Origin of the sequence: Sphingomonas cannabina (assembly GCF_021391395.1) — a bacterium.
Taxonomy (GTDB): Bacteria; Pseudomonadota; Alphaproteobacteria; order Sphingomonadales; family Sphingomonadaceae; genus Sphingomonas; species Sphingomonas cannabina.
This window is the reverse complement of record NZ_CP090059.1, coordinates 1,079,025-1,093,008: the sequence shown is the minus strand read 5'-3', so window position 1 is coordinate 1,093,008 and position 13,984 is coordinate 1,079,025. Positions and strand designations below refer to the sequence as shown.

The 13,984-nt window shown below is 68.9% G+C and carries 11 protein-coding genes; 5 read left to right on the top strand and 6 right to left on the bottom strand.

Annotation, left to right across the window (positions count from 1 at the left end; translation table 11 throughout):
* Nucleotides 1-30: 30 nt before the first annotated feature.
* Nucleotides 31-909 (bottom strand): OmpA family protein, encoded by an 879-nt coding sequence (locus LZK98_RS05375; protein WP_233785372.1) that lies wholly within the window; start codon nucleotides 907-909, stop codon nucleotides 31-33.
* 469 nt (nucleotides 910-1,378) lie between these two features.
* Here LZK98_RS05375 and acnA point away from each other — a divergent pair, with 469 nt between their 5' ends.
* Together acnA and LZK98_RS05365 are read left to right on the top strand one after the other, a co-directional pair.
* Nucleotides 1,379-4,054, top strand: a complete 2,676-nt coding sequence (gene acnA / locus LZK98_RS05370) for an aconitate hydratase AcnA (protein WP_233785371.1) — start codon at nucleotides 1,379-1,381, stop codon at nucleotides 4,052-4,054.
* Nucleotides 4,051-4,428: a putative quinol monooxygenase gene (locus tag LZK98_RS05365; RefSeq protein ID WP_233785370.1), complete on the top strand. Its 378-nt coding sequence runs from the start codon at nucleotides 4,051-4,053 to the stop codon at nucleotides 4,426-4,428. Before acnA ends, LZK98_RS05365 begins: the two co-directional genes overlap by 4 nt.
* 111 nt (nucleotides 4,429-4,539) lie before the next feature.
* Here the strand turns inward: LZK98_RS05365 and LZK98_RS05360 are convergent, their stop codons facing one another.
* Both LZK98_RS05360 and LZK98_RS05355 read right to left on the bottom strand, forming a co-directional pair.
* The gene (locus LZK98_RS05360; RefSeq protein ID WP_233785369.1) at nucleotides 4,540-4,956 is read right to left on the bottom strand and encodes a GFA family protein; all 417 of its coding nucleotides are present in this window, start codon (nucleotides 4,954-4,956) and stop codon (nucleotides 4,540-4,542) included.
* Nucleotides 4,953-5,816 (bottom strand): S-methyl-5'-thioadenosine phosphorylase, encoded by an 864-nt coding sequence (locus LZK98_RS05355; RefSeq protein WP_233785368.1) that lies wholly within the window; start codon nucleotides 5,814-5,816, stop codon nucleotides 4,953-4,955. Before LZK98_RS05355 ends, LZK98_RS05360 begins: the two co-directional genes overlap by 4 nt.
* Nucleotides 5,817-5,909: 93 nt before the next feature.
* On the opposite strand from LZK98_RS05355, the gene LZK98_RS05350 reads away from it, so the two are divergent.
* The 3 genes from LZK98_RS05350 (at nucleotide 5,910) to LZK98_RS05340 (ending at nucleotide 10,909) form a co-directional block, all read left to right on the top strand.
* The gene (locus LZK98_RS05350) at nucleotides 5,910-8,375 is read left to right on the top strand and encodes an aminotransferase class I/II-fold pyridoxal phosphate-dependent enzyme (protein WP_233785367.1); all 2,466 of its coding nucleotides are present in this window, start codon (nucleotides 5,910-5,912) and stop codon (nucleotides 8,373-8,375) included.
* On the top strand, nucleotides 8,372-9,427 hold the full coding sequence (locus LZK98_RS05345) for a glycosyltransferase family 2 protein (protein WP_233785366.1): 1,056 nt from the start codon (nucleotides 8,372-8,374) through the stop codon (nucleotides 9,425-9,427). Before LZK98_RS05350 ends, LZK98_RS05345 begins: the two co-directional genes overlap by 4 nt.
* 72 nt (nucleotides 9,428-9,499) lie before the next feature.
* A complete protein-coding gene (locus LZK98_RS05340; protein WP_233785365.1) occupies nucleotides 9,500-10,909 on the top strand; it encodes a methyl-accepting chemotaxis protein in 1,410 nt (469 codons plus the stop codon).
* Here the strand turns inward: LZK98_RS05340 and LZK98_RS05335 are convergent.
* The 3 genes from LZK98_RS05335 to LZK98_RS05325 are packed head-to-tail and all read right to left on the bottom strand — an operon-like array spanning nucleotide 10,899 to nucleotide 13,941.
* On the bottom strand, nucleotides 10,899-11,765 hold the full coding sequence (locus LZK98_RS05335) for an ROK family protein (protein WP_233785364.1): 867 nt from the start codon (nucleotides 11,763-11,765) through the stop codon (nucleotides 10,899-10,901). The genes LZK98_RS05340 and LZK98_RS05335 overlap by 11 nt on opposite strands.
* Nucleotides 11,766-11,767: 2 nt before the next feature.
* Nucleotides 11,768-12,622, bottom strand: coding sequence for a PEP-CTERM sorting domain-containing protein (locus LZK98_RS05330; RefSeq protein ID WP_233785363.1), 855 nt, complete (start codon nucleotides 12,620-12,622; stop codon nucleotides 11,768-11,770).
* Entirely contained in the window at nucleotides 12,619-13,941 is a 1,323-nt protein-coding gene (locus tag LZK98_RS05325; RefSeq protein WP_233786511.1) for a dicarboxylate/amino acid:cation symporter, read from the bottom strand. Before LZK98_RS05325 ends, LZK98_RS05330 begins: the two co-directional genes overlap by 4 nt.
* Nucleotides 13,942-13,984: the final 43 nt, after the last annotated feature.

Below are 13,984 nucleotides of genomic sequence, written 5' to 3'. Positions count from 1 at the left end.
GGTGGGCGAAGCCCACCCCCGAGGGGCCTCTTACAGGCCGTCGACGGCCTTGCTCACCAGGATATTCACCGCGACGCGGCGGTTCTGCGCCTTGCCGTCGGGTGTATCGTTGCTTGCCGCCGGATCCGCCTCGGCCATCCCGGTGGGGGTCAGCATGCGATACGGCTTCCAGTGGCAGGCCTGCTGGAGATAGTTGACGACCTTCGCGGCCCGCCTCTCGCTGAGGGTCTGGTTGAAATCCTGGCTTCCCGTCGAATCGGTGTAACCGACGACGAGCAGCAGGGCATTGTCCATCGCCTCGGCCGAAGTCGCCGCGGCGCAGAGATCGGCTTTCGCCTGCTCGGACAGCACCGCCTTGCCGGTGTCGAAATTCACGTTGGTCGTGCCTTTGACATTATACTGGTCGATGTCACCGACGCGCCCGCGCAGCGCTTCCGTTGCCGCGGTCTGGTCCGCAAAGCCCTGTTCGGTGCCGTTGCGGATCATCGACGCGGTCCTGAGGTCCTTGTTCTTGAGCGCGATCTGGCTCGCGACCAGGCCGTCCGCCCATTGCACCGTCTTGACGCTGACCGGCAGGCCGTTGAGCAGCGAGTCCGCGGCCAGCTTGTCGCGATCGAGGCCCAGGAAGCCTCCGCTCGACTTGATCTTGGTTCCTTCGCTGAGGAAGACCATCGTCTTCGTGCCGCCGGCGGTCGTGACCTGCATCTTCCCGTCCTTGCGCGCGGAGATGAAGCCTTCGACCTCGGGTCCCTCCGGCATGCCGGACAGGTCGGCCGGCGCCGAGGCGCTCACGGTTATGTCCGGAGATGGCTCGCTCGGGGCCGGTTGCTCCTGCGCATACAGGCTGGCCGAGCCGGCAGACGCAGCAAGCAGCAACAGAATTCTCGAGCTTTTGGAAAGGACACTCATTGCATTGCTCCTTCAAATTCGATCAATCAAGCCCAAGTGATCGCAGCTCGCCGTCCGATCGCCGTCGTCGTGATACGGTATTCGGCTGTCGGAACCCGCTCCATCAATCTTCATCTGGATGTGCGTCTCATAGCTGTACCTGAGCACTAGGGACTTTCAGCGTGTTGAGCCCAACCTTGCGGGCACATGAACACTTCCGAGACCTCTGTTCGGCGGGCCGACAGTTCGAGTGTCTCCTGCGGCGAACCGATGTACGCTGCGCCGCACCAATGGACGCACCCCGCCGCCACGACATCCTCGCCCCCACACCCTTCCCCCTCACCCCCCACCCTGCTATCGGCCCCTTCGACTCTCGCATCCGCCCGTCCGGGCGCGCCTCGCGCGAGTGGCTCCGCCGGCCAACCGGCGCGTCGCTCGTCTCCCCGCCGCGCTCCCGCGACTGGCCGCAACTGGAAAGGACCCGCCGCCCATGACCGCGATCGGCCAGGACACGCTCGCCACTCGCTCCACCCTCACCGTCGGCGGCAAGAGCTACGACTATTACTCCCTGGCCAAGGCGGCCGAGCAGCTCGGCGACATCTCCCGCCTGCCCTTCTCGATGAAGGTGCTGCTCGAGAACATGCTGCGCTTCGAGGACGGCAAGACCGTCACCCCCGAGGATGCCAAGGCGATCGTCGACTGGCAGAACAACCCGGTCGCCCCCGACCGCGAGATCCAGTACCGCCCTGCGCGCGTCCTCATGCAGGACTTCACCGGCGTTCCCTGCGTGGTCGACCTGGCGGCGATGCGCGACGCGATCACCAAGCTCGGCGGCGACGCGGCCAAGATCAATCCGCAGGTGCCCGTCCACCTCGTCATCGACCACTCGGTGATGGTCGACGAGTTCGGCACGCCCAAGGCGTTCGAGGACAACGTCAATCTCGAATACCAGCGCAACGGCGAGCGCTACGAGTTTCTGAAATGGGGGTCGAAGGCGCTCGACAATTTCCAGGTGGTGCCGCCGGGCACCGGCATCTGCCACCAGGTCAACCTCGAGTATATCGGCCGCGGCGTGTGGTCGTCCAAGGCGGAGGACGGCAAGGAGATCGCCTACCCCGACACGCTGGTCGGCACCGACAGCCACACCACGATGATCAACGGCCTGGGCGTGCTCGGCTGGGGCGTCGGCGGCATCGAGGCGGAGGCGGCGATGCTCGGCCAGCCGGTGTCGATGCTGATCCCCGAGGTGATCGGCTTCAAGCTGACCGGCGCGCTCAAGGAGGGCATCACCGCGACCGACCTGGTGCTGACGGTGACGCAGATGCTGCGCGCCAAGGGCGTGGTCGGCCGCTTCGTCGAATTCTACGGCCCCGGCCTCGCCACCATGAGCCTCGCCGACCGCGCGACGATCGGCAACATGGCGCCGGAGTATGGCGCGACCTGCGGCTTCTTCCCGATCGACGACAAGACGCTCGACTATATGCGCCTGACCGGCCGCCCGGACGACGAGATCGCGCTGGTCGAGGCCTATTGCCGGGCGCAGGGCATGTGGCACGACGCCGGCTCGCCCGACCCGGTGTTCACCGACACGCTCGAGCTCGACATGGGCGAGGTCACCGCGTCGCTGGCCGGGCCGAAGCGCCCGCAGGACCGCGTGTCGCTGAACAAGGTCGACGAGGTGTTCAACGGCGACCTGTTCAAGGTCTACAAGAAGGAGCGCCCCGCGCGCGTGCCGGTCGACGAGCGCGGGCACGACATCGGCGACGGCGACGTGGTGATCGCCGCGATCACCTCGTGCACCAACACCTCCAACCCCTCGGTGCTGATCGCCGCCGGCCTGGTCGCCCGCAAGGCGCGCGAGAAGGGGCTGAAGCCGAAGCCCTGGGTCAAGACCTCGCTGGCGCCGGGCTCGCAGGTCGTCACCGACTATCTGGTCAAGTCGGGGCTCCAGTCCGATCTCGACGCGATCGGCTTCAACCTGGTCGGCTATGGCTGCACCACCTGCATCGGCAATTCGGGCCCGCTCGCCGAGCCGATCTCGAAGGCGATCAACGGCAACGACATCGTCGCCGCCTCGGTCCTCTCGGGCAACCGCAACTTCGAGGGTCGCGTGTCGCCGGACGTGCGCGCCAACTTCCTCGCCTCGCCGCCGCTGGTCGTCGCCTATGCGCTGAAGGGCACGGTGACCGAGGACATGGTCGAGACGCCGATCGGCCAGGGCTCGGACGGGCAGGACGTCTACCTCAAGGACATCTGGCCCACCAATGACGAAGTCCGCTCGCTGATCGACACCAGCGTGAGCGACGACATGTTCCGCTCCCGCTACGCGAATGTCTACCACGGCGACGACCACTGGCGCCAAATCGACGTCACCGGATCGGACACCTACACATGGCGCGCGGGCAGCACCTACATCGCCAACCCGCCCTATTTCGAGGGCATGACGATGGAGCCGGCCCCGGTCGGCGACATCGTCGAGGCGCGCGCGCTGGCGATCCTGGGCGATTCGATCACCACCGACCACATCTCGCCCGCCGGCAGCATCAAGGCCGATAGCCCGGCCGGCATCTACCTGCAGGAGCATCAGGTCGCCAAGGCCGACTTCAACAGCTACGGCGCGCGGCGCGGCAACCATGAGGTGATGATGCGCGGCACCTTCGCCAACATCCGCATCCGGAACGAGATGGTGCCGGGCGTCGAGGGCGGCATGACCAAGTACCACGACCAGGTCATGCCGATCTACGACGCGGCGATGCGCTACAAGGCCGACGGCGTCCCGCTGGTGGTGGTCGCCGGCAAGGAATACGGCACCGGCTCGTCGCGCGACTGGGCGGCGAAGGGCACCAATCTCCTTGGCGTGCGGGCGGTGATCACCGAGAGCTTCGAACGCATCCACCGCTCCAACCTGGTCGGCATGGGCGTGCTCCCGCTCCAGTTCGCCGAGGGCATCACCCGCGAGACGCTGAAGCTCGACGGCACCGAGACCTTCACCATCACCGACGTCGCCGGCATCCGCCCGCGCCAGGAGGTCGAGGTCAAGCTGACGCGCGCCGACGGCACGACCGAGACGTTCAAGACGCGTTGCCGGATCGATACCGTCAACGAGCTGGAGTATTTCCTCAACGGCGGCATCCTCCAGTACGTGCTGCGGAAGCTGGCGGCGTGAGCATCGCGCGGCGCGGGGCGATCGCGGGCGGCCTGGCCCTCGCGCTCACCGGCCGCGCCGCCTTCGCCGCGGGAGACGGGCAGATGTACGGCATGATCGGCAAGATCGCCGCCAAGCCGGGCCAGCGCGCCGCGCTGCTCGAGCTGCTGCTCCAGGGCTCGGCCGACATGCCCGGCTGCCTCAGCTACATCGTCGCCGAGGACATCGGCGACCCGGACGCGATCTGGGTGACCGAGGTGTGGAACAGCGAGGCGAGCCACAAGGCCTCGCTCCAGCTCCCGCAGGTGAATGCGGCGATCAAGGCCGCGATGCCACTGATCGCCGGCTTCGACACCGCCGCGACCACCCGGCCGGTGGGCGGCAAGGGGCTGTAGGATTGATCGATCCGGTTTGAAGCTGCTGTTCCCCGGCGAAGGCCGGAGCCCAGTTGCGAGCGGTTTGATACTCGGCCCCGGCCTTCGCCGGGGAACGGATTCAATCCGATTCTACTCCGGCATCGTCTCAAACAGTGTGAGACCAGTCGGCAGCTCGACCCACGCCGGCCGATCGCGCACGAACAGCGCCATGGTCGGGCGGAACAGCGACGCATCGTCGAGCGAGCCCGCGTAGATGGTATGCGAATCGGTCTCGCCGATCCCGCCGCCGAAGACGAGCCCGCCGCACTGCGGGCAGAAGTTGCGGGTCGCCTCGCCGCCACGGAAAGCGGGCGAGCGATATTGGCGCGGCTCGCCGCTGAAACTCAGATCGGCGGAGGCGAAGCCCATGAACGGGATGAACCCCGATCCCGACGCCTTGCGGCAATCGGCGCAGCAGCAGATGCCCATATTGTCCGGCTCGCCCCACGCCTCCCAGCGGATCGCGCCGCACAGGCAGCCGCCGGAATAGCGGACCGGCCCGCTCATCCCAGCACCCGCCCCGCCACCGCGTCGAGCTTCGCCAGCAATGCCGGATCGCGCACGTCGGGCGCGGTGATCAGCGCCGTATCGAGGCAGGTGTCGATCGGCGACGGCGCCCGCTCCGCCGGCAGGCCCCGCAGCAAATGGCCGACCAACGCTCGCGCCTTCTCCGCATTGGCATTGAGCTGTCGGATCACCTGGGCGACGCTGACGTCCTCGTGCGCGTCGTGCCAGCAGTCGTAGTCGGTGACCATCGCCACCATCGCATAGGGCAGCTCCGCCTCGCGGCACAGCTTGGCTTCGGGCAGCGCGGTCATACCGATCACATGCGCGCCCCAGCTGCGGTAGAGGTTGCTTTCGGCGCGGGTCGAGAATTGCGGGCCCTCCATGACGATGCAGGTGCCGCCCTCATGCACCTCGGCGCCCCCGGCATGCGCAGCCTCCGCCGCCATGCCGGCGAGCCGCGGGCACACCGGATCGGCCATCGAGACGTGCGCGACCATGCCGGTGCCGAAGAAGCTCGACGGCCGCCCCTTGGTACGATCGATGAACTGGTCGACGATGGTGAAGGTCCCCGGCGCCCGCTCCTCCTGCAGCCCGCCGACCGAGGAGATCGACAGCACGTCGGTGACGCCGAGCCGCTTCAGCGCGTCGATGTTGGCACGCGCGTTGAGCTCGCCCGGCGCGATACGGTGCCCGCGGCCGTGGCGCGGCAGGAAGGCGACGCCGACCTCGCCCAACCGCCCCCGGAAGATCGCGTCGGACGGCCTGCCCCACGGCGTCTCCACCTCGACCCATTCGCCCTCGACCCCGTCGATCGCGTAGAGTCCCGACCCGCCGATGATTCCGATCGTCCAGCCGCCCATGTCACCCCCGTTTGCTCGGTCCGCCCGCTCCTATAGCCGGCGCCATCAGCGGGATAGGCATTTGTTAGCAGGCGGCGTGCATGGTGCGCGGCCATGACGATCGCCCGACGCCTGCGCTATCCGCTGATCGCCCCGCGCCCGCCGCGCCCGAGCCAATTGGGGGACGTGTTCGCCCGCATCGAGGCGACCGGCACCTACAGCAACCATGGGCCCGAAGTACGCCGCTTCGAGGCCGCGATCACCGAGCGGATGTTCGCCGGGCGCGGCGCCAGCCTGACGCTCGCCAATGCGACGCTCGGCCTGATGCTCGCGATCCGCGATGCCGCCGATCGCGCGGGCCGGCCGGGCGGCTATGCGTTGATCCCCGCCTTCACCTTCGCCGCGACCGCCGAGGCGGCGATGTGGGCCGGTCTCACGCCGCTCCTCTGCGACATCGATCCCGAAGACTGGGCCGCAGCGGCGCACGCCGAGGAGGCCTTGCTCGCCGAACATGGTGAGCGGATCGCGGTGGTCGTCCCCTATGCCACCTTCGGCAACGCGATCGACCTCGCCCGCTACCGGCGATACGCCGAACGTCACGGCGTCGGCGTGGTGATCGACGCGGCCGCATCGCTGGGCACGCTCGACGACGACGGCATCGGCTTCGGCGCGGGTTCCCCCCACGCCGTCGTCTTCTCGATGCAGGCGACCAAGCCCTTCGCCGTCGCCGAAGGCGCCGTCGTCCACTCCGGCGACACCGCGCTGATCGAACGGCTGCGCGCCATGGCCAACTTCGGCTTCGAGGCGCCCCGCAGCGCCTCGCTGCCGGGCCTCAACGCCAAGCTGCCCGAGGTGCTGGCCGCCATCGCCTCGGCCAAGCTCGAGGAGATCGAGGAGATCAGCGAACGCCGCGCGCTGCTCGAGGAGAGCTATCGCGAGGCGCTCGACGGCTTCGGCGTCCAGCGCGTCTCGGGCCGCCGCCGCGCGCTCGGCTTCATGCCCGCGCTGCTGCCGCCGGCGCTGGCGCCCCGCCGCGCTGCGATCGTCGAGGCGCTGGCCGCGCGCGGGATCGGGGCCGCGCACTATTTCAGCCCGCACCTCGGGCAGCAGCTCTTGTTCCGGCAGCACGCACGGCTGACCGACACCCCCGTCGCCGATGACATCGCCGCGCGCATCCTCTCGCTGCCTGCCACCGACGACATGATCCCCGCCGACGTGCGCACCATCGCGGCGGCGGTGCGCGAGGCGTGCGGCCTGCTCCGGACCAGCGAGCCGCGCACGCCCGTCGCCGAGACGCTGATCGTCGGCGGCGGACCGGCCGGGACCGCCATCCTCATCGCCGCGGCCAAGGCCGGCCGGCTCGCCGAGCTGGCGGCCGGCGGCCTCACTATCGTCGAGCGCGGCGGCCATCTCGGCTCCGGCCGGCTCGCACGCTACGCGATCGCATCGGACAGCACCGCGCAGACCTTCCTCACCGCGCTCGAGGCGCAGCCCGATCTCGCCGGCCACCCTGCGGTCCAGACGATCGAGGAATGGCGCGACAAACTGGGCGTACCGCTCGCCGCCACCGGTCCGTTCCTCGACGTGATCGGCGAACGGCTCGCCCTGGCGGTCGAGCGCGGCGGCGGCCAGGTGCTGACCGGCCACGAGGTGCTCGGCGCGCGCCGGTCCGGCGGACTGTGGCACGTCGCCATGCGCCGGCTCGAGGACGATCATCGCTTCGAGGCCGCGGCGCGCAATCTCGTCGTCGCCACCGGCGGTTATCAGCCGCTCGACCGCCTCGCCGGTCAGCAGGTCGCGGGCGAACCGCTGATCCGGCGCGTCGGCGACCGGCTGCTCCAATCGGACGAGGTGCTCGCGCTCGGCGGGCTCGACAAGGTCGCCGACCTGCTCGCCGGCAAGCGCGACCCGCGCATCGCGGTGATCGGCGGCTCGACCAGCGCTCTCACCACCGTCGCGCTGCTGCTGCGCTCGCGGCCCGGCATCCCGTTCGGCGCGGGCGGGATCACCCTGCTCCATCGCCGGCCGCTCCGCCCCTTCTACCCTTCCGTCGAGGCGGCCCATGCGGAGGGTTTCACCGATTTCGGCCCCGACGACATCTGTCCGCTGTCGGGCTTCGTCTATCGTCTCGCAGGCTTCCGGCTGGAGGCGCGCGAGCTGGTGCTGCGCATCCTCGGCGTCGACGGGCGCGCGCCCGACCCGCGCGTCGCCGTGCACCGTATCGCCGACGAGGACCCGCAGGCGCTCGCGATCCTCGACGGGGCTGACATCGTCGTCGCGGCCCTCGGCTACCGTCCACGTGCGCTACCGCTCCAGGACGCGGCAGGGACGCCGATCACGCTCGCCGCGGACCAGGGCGACGCCATGGTCGACGATCGCTGCCGCGTGCTCGGCGCCGACGGCATGCCGCTTCCCGGCGTCTACGGCATCGGCCTCGCCGCCGGCTTCGTTCCGTCGGGCGCGCTCGGCGGAGAGAGGAGTTTTCGCGGTCAAGCCAACGGCTTATGGTTGTGGCAGAACGATGTCGGGCGCATGATCGTCGAAGCGATCCTCGCCAACCGGGCACAAGCAGCGGCATGAACACACCCACGGTCAGCGTCATCATGGCAGCCTATAACGGCGCCGGGCTGATCGAAGAGACGCTCGTCAGCCTGGAGAAGCAGACGCTCGCCGATTTCGAGGTGATCGTCGTCGACGACTGCTCGACCGACGACACGCGGGAAATCCTGCGCGGCTGGTCCGATCCGCGTGTCCGGTTGGTCGAAGCGGAGGCGAACGGCGGGCCGGTGCGCGCGCGCAACCGCGCCCTCGCGGAGGCGCGCGGCCGCTATATCGCCGGCCTCGACCAAGACGATCTCTGCCGGCCGGACCGGCTCCAGCGCCAGGTCGCCTATCTGGAGGCGAACAGCCGCGTCGTGCTGGTCGCCGCCGCCGCCAATATCCTCGAGGACGGCGCGATCCGCCGCTCGCGCCTGCCCGCCAACACCACGCCTGCGCTGATCGGCTGGCTGCTCCAGATCATGAACCCACTGGTCTGGTCGTCGGTGATGCTGCGCGGCGATGTCGCGCGCGAGCTCGATCCCTTCACCCGACCCGAGATCCTCTACGCCGAGGATTTCGATCTCTATCACCGCCTGCGCCGCTACGGCGCGATCGCGCGGATCGACGAGCCGCTGATCACCTATCGCAGCCATCCGGGCGGCGCCTCGCAATGCCACACCGCGCGGATGATCGACAGCGCCGAGACCGTGCTCGGCGAGGCCTATGCCCCTCTGCTCGGCGACAGTGCGGAGGAGGCGGCCGCGCTGATCGCACGCCATGTCATGGCCGGCGTGCCGGTGGCCAGCCGCGACGCGCTGCGCCAGCTCGGCACGCTAATCGCGATGCTCCAGGCGAGCTATCTCGACAGCGGCAGCTTCGATCGCGAGAGCATCAAGCTGATCCGTTGGGAGACGGCGCGGCTGTGGTGGCGGATCGGCCGGCGAGCGGTGAGGTCCGGCGCGCTCGGCCTTACAGACGCGCTCGCGGTGCGGCCCGATCATCTCGGGCTCGGCCATGCCGGCATCGACGACCTCCTGCTCTCGGGCCTGGTCGGCCGCGCCCGTGCGGCGCGGCGGCGTCTCACTGCCTGACCTTCTGGTTAAACTGTCCTTTACCGTAGCAGGTTACCAGCATCCGGTTACGTGAAGAGGGCTGACAGGCGCATGGCAACCGCGCACGCGATGGCGCAGGAACTCGACGGCGATGCGATCCGCGCGGTGGCGCGCGATTGCGGACAGCTTGCGGTCGGCTGCAGCGATGCCTCCGGCCATATCGCCGGCGTCTCGGAACGCATCGCCACCCAGCTCGAGGCGCTCGCCGACCTGGAAGGCGTCACCGCGGCGCTCGAAGCCGACCAGCGCACCGTCGCCGAGGCGACCAGCGAGGCGCGCCGCCTGTCCGACCAGGCCCGCGCCACGCTGGAGCGCGAGGCGTCGCTGATCGTGAGCTCGGTCGCCGATTTCGGCGCGCTGACGGAGCTCATCACCAATCTCGGCACCCGCATGACCGATTTCGCGGCGGCGATGGCGCAGGTCCAGCGCGTCTCCAGCGCGATCGACGACATCGCGCGCAAGACCAATTTGCTCGCGCTCAACGCCACCATCGAGGCGCAGCGCGCCGGCGACGCCGGCCGCACCTTCGCCGTGGTCGCGGCCGAGGTGAAGAAGCTCGCGCTGGAGACGCGCCAGGCGACCGACGAGATCACCCGCACCATGGACAGCTTCGTGCGCGAGGCGGGCACGGTGATGCACGAGATCGATGATGGCGTGCGTCAGAGCGTGCTCGCGCAGAAGGGCGTCGCGCAGATCAACCAGACCGTGCTGGAGGTCGCCGACATCGTCGGCCAGGTCGACCGCCTCACCGACGACATCGAGCGCTCGACCGAGGTCACCAGCAACAGCGTCGCGCGCGTGCGCGACACGCTCACCGGCTTCGGCACCCATGCGCGCGAGAGCGGCGCCCAGCTCGCCAGCGCCCGCGAGCGCATCCTGCGGCTCGAGACGATGTCGAGCGGGATGCTCGACCAGCTCGCCCATTCGGGCGTGGCGATCGACGACACCGGCTTCGTCGAGATTACCGTCGCCGGCATGAAGGAGGTCAAGGCGATCGTCGAACGGGCGCTGGCGGCGGGCGAGGTCAGCGCCGACGAGGTGTTCGACACCGACTACCGGCCGATCCCCGGCACCGACCCGGTGCAATATACGAACCGCTTCAACGCCTTCGCCGATCGCGCCATTCAGCCGGTGCTCGACCGCATCGCCAAGTCCGACGAGACCCATATCCTCGGCCTCGCCGCGACCGACATCAACGCCTACCTGCCGACCCACATGTCATGGAAGTCGCTGCCGCAGCGGCCCGGCGATCCGGCATGGAATGCCGAGAACTGCCGAAATCGCCGCATGTTCATGGACGAGGCGACCGCCCGCGCCATCGCGTTCGAGGGCGACTTCATGCTCGTCACCTATTGCCAGGACCTCGGTCAGGGCCGCTATCGTGCGGTCAAGAGCGTGTTCGTGCCGCTGTGGATCAACGGCCGCCGCTGGGGCAATTTCGAGATGGCGTTCACGAACTGACCGCGCGGCGCGCCATCAGCAGCGCACCCTCCAGCCCGGCATTCTCCAGCATCGCCGGCACGACGAAATCCGGCGCGTTCGCCGCCGGCCCGACACCATAGCCGCCGAGCGCCGCGCGCAATTCCCCGGAAGTCGCCTCGAGCAGCCCGGGCGTCGTCATCACCCCGCCGCCCATCACGATCCGCTGCGGCGACCAGGCGAACACCAGCGCCGCCAGGAGCTGCCCCAGATAATGGGCGACCAGCGCCGCCACCTCGGGAGCCTCGGGCAGGGTCCGCCCCTTCAGCCGCTGCTGCACGGCCGGTCCGGCAGTCAACCCCTCCGCACAGTCGGGATGGAAGGGGCAGGTGCTCGGCGCATCGTCTCCGGCGGCCCGCACGAGACGGATGTGCCCCGCCTCGGGGTGCAGCGCTCCCACCAGCGCGCGCCCGTCGATCGCCAGCCCCGCGCCGATGCCGGTGCCGACCGTCACATAGGCGACGCTGCCGAGCCCTTGCCCCGCCCCCAGCGCCTGCTCCGCAATGGCGGCGACATTGACGTCGGTATCGACCGCAACCGGGCAATCCAGCCGGCCGGCGAGCACTACACGCAGGTTCGACCCGGTCCAGCCGGGCTTCGGGGTGTCGAGCATCTCGCCATAGTTCGGCAGCGCCGGATTGACGATCAGCGGGCCGAAGGCCGCGATGCCGGCTGCCGTGACCGCGACGCCCGCCGTCTCCACACAGCCGAGGATCGCATCCGCGGCGGCATCCGGCGTGGTGGTCGACCAGCGTCCCTCGCCGACGACGATGCCGTCCTCCGCCACCACGCGCGCCAGAATCTTGGTGCCGCCGGTCTCGATACCCAGAAACGCCATCGTCAGCCTGCCTGCAGCTGGTCGAAGGCAATCTGCTGAAGCGCCTTCACCACGCGCGGTTCGAGGCCGAGGTCATTGGCCGCGCGCTCTCGCTCGCCGAGCACGCGCGGATCGACACCTGTCACTCGGCCGAACACCATCAATGCCTCCAGATAATAGCCATAGGCGCTCGCGTGATACTGGTCCCATGTCCACAGATCGATCTGGCCATAGGTAAGGCCGTCATAGGGATTGGGATCGGCAATGCCAGCCGAGATCGCTCGATTCCACGCTTCGCCGACCGGTACTATTCCATCGATGTCCGGTACGGCGCGACGCGCAAGCTCGGAGGCTGCGCGCAGGTCGAGCGCCATTGCGGTCACCGGCTTTCCCGACCAGCGCCGGCCGGGCGGATAGGTAAGGTCGGCGCGCGTCCAGGTCGAAACCAGCTCGACGTCGACTTGGGGATTGGCGCGGCTGACCATCTCGGCCAGCAGCTTGGCATTGGCGATATGGATCGCCGGATCTCCCGGCTTGTCCCTGTCGAGCGTGCTGTAGCCCTGGAGCACGACCACGTCCCAGCGGCGGGCGATCAATGCGCGCTTCTCACGAACATGGAAATCGAAGCCTTTGCCGGGCGAGGTCTCGAGGCTCACCGCATAGTCGAGCCCCGCCTGCTCGGTGAAGGCCTTGAACAGCGCCGGCACGCCGCCGACACCGTCATGATTGAGATCGGTCACGCTGTCGGGCCGATAGCGCATCACCGGCGACCCCGCACCGAACGTGAAGCTGTTGCCGACGAATAGGATCGTTCGCGGTGCCCCGGGCGCTGCTGCCCCCAGCAACAGGCAGGCAAGAACCAGCAGCGCAGTTTTCATACCACGGCCGACTCGCCAACCGGTGCATCGGCGGTCCCCCGATCGCCTCCCGCAAGAGCGGCGTCGAGTTGCCGGGTGTCTATCTTGCGTTCCCAAGTGGCGACCACGATGGCGGCGGTGGCGTTGCCGATGAAGTTGGTGAGGGATCGGCATTCGGACATGAAGCGGTCGACGCCGAGGATGAGAGCCATGCCGGCGACGGGGACGGCCGGGACGATGGAGAGGGTGGCGGCCAGCGTGATGAAGCCGGCGCCGGTGACGCCGGCGGCCCCCTTCGACGAGAGCATGGCGACGCCGAGCAGGGCGAACTGCTCGCCCCAGGAGAGATGGATGCCGCACGCTTGCGCGATGAACAGCGCGGCAAGGGTCATGTAGATGTTGGTGCCGTCGAGGTTGAAGCTGTAGCCGGTGGGGACGACGAGGCCGACCACGCCCTTGTCGCAGCCCGCGCGCTCAAGCTTGTCGATCAGGCTGGGCAGCGCCGCCTCGGACGAGGAGGTGCCGAGCACGAGCAGCAGCTCGGCCTTGAGGTAGGCGATGAGGCGCAGGATCGAGAAGCCGTGCGCCCAGGCGATCGCGCCGAGCACGACGAGCACGAACAGGATCGAGGTCAGGTAGAAGGTGGCGACGAGACCGCCGAGGCCGATCAAGCTGCCGGCGCCGTACTTGCCGACAGTAAACGCGATCGCCCCGAATGCACCGACCGGCGCCGCCCGCATCAGGATCGCGACCAGGCGGAACACCACCAGCATCACCCGCTCGGCCAGATCGAGCACCGGCCGCGCCGGCTCACCGACCAGGCTCAAGGCGATGCCGAACAGGATCGCCACGAACAAGGTCTGCAGGATCGAGCCCGAGGTCAGCGCCGACACCATCGTTTCAGGGATCACCGCCATGATGAAGCCGGCGACGCTGCTCTCATGCGCCTGATGGGCATAGCCGGCGACCGCGCTCTGGTTGAGCGTCCTGGGATCGACATGCATCCCCGCCCCCGGCTGCACGACATTGGCGACCAGCAGCCCCACCAACAGCGCCAGCGTCGACACCACCACGAAATAGCCGAACGCCTTCGCCGCCACCCGGCCTACCGCCGCCAGCTCACGCATCCCCGCGATGCCGGTCACGACGGTGAGGAAGATCACCGGCGCGATCACCATCTTCACCAGCTTGATGAAGCCGTCCCCCAACGGCCGCAGCGCCTCGCCCACCCCGGGCCACACATGCCCCACCACCGCACCGCACACGATCGCCACCAGCACCTGCACGTACAGATGGGCATATAAAGGACGGCGCTTCGGCAAAGCAGCTGGAACGGACACGATCGCCACCCGTCCCTGATGCCCCAGCCCCGCTCAAAGGACA

Bases quoted from the DNA above. Each gene is read 5' to 3' on its own strand.
- LZK98_RS05375 (WP_233785372.1), bottom strand. From the start codon at position 909: ATGAGTGTCCTTTCCAAAAGCTCGAGAATTCTGTTGCTGCTTGCTGCG.
- acnA (WP_233785371.1), top strand. From the start codon at position 1,379: ATGACCGCGATCGGCCAGGACACGCTCGCCACTCGCTCCACCCTCACC.
- LZK98_RS05360 (WP_233785369.1), bottom strand. From the start codon at position 4,956: ATGAGCGGGCCGGTCCGCTATTCCGGCGGCTGCCTGTGCGGCGCGATC.
- LZK98_RS05355 (WP_233785368.1), bottom strand. From the start codon at position 5,816: ATGGGCGGCTGGACGATCGGAATCATCGGCGGGTCGGGACTCTACGCG.
- LZK98_RS05350 (WP_233785367.1), top strand. From the start codon at position 5,910: ATGACGATCGCCCGACGCCTGCGCTATCCGCTGATCGCCCCGCGCCCG.
- LZK98_RS05345 (WP_233785366.1), top strand. From the start codon at position 8,372: ATGAACACACCCACGGTCAGCGTCATCATGGCAGCCTATAACGGCGCC.
- LZK98_RS05340 (WP_233785365.1), top strand. From the start codon at position 9,500: ATGGCAACCGCGCACGCGATGGCGCAGGAACTCGACGGCGATGCGATC.
- LZK98_RS05335 (WP_233785364.1), bottom strand. From the start codon at position 11,765: ATGGCGTTTCTGGGTATCGAGACCGGCGGCACCAAGATTCTGGCGCGC.
- LZK98_RS05330 (WP_233785363.1), bottom strand. From the start codon at position 12,622: ATGAAAACTGCGCTGCTGGTTCTTGCCTGCCTGTTGCTGGGGGCAGCA.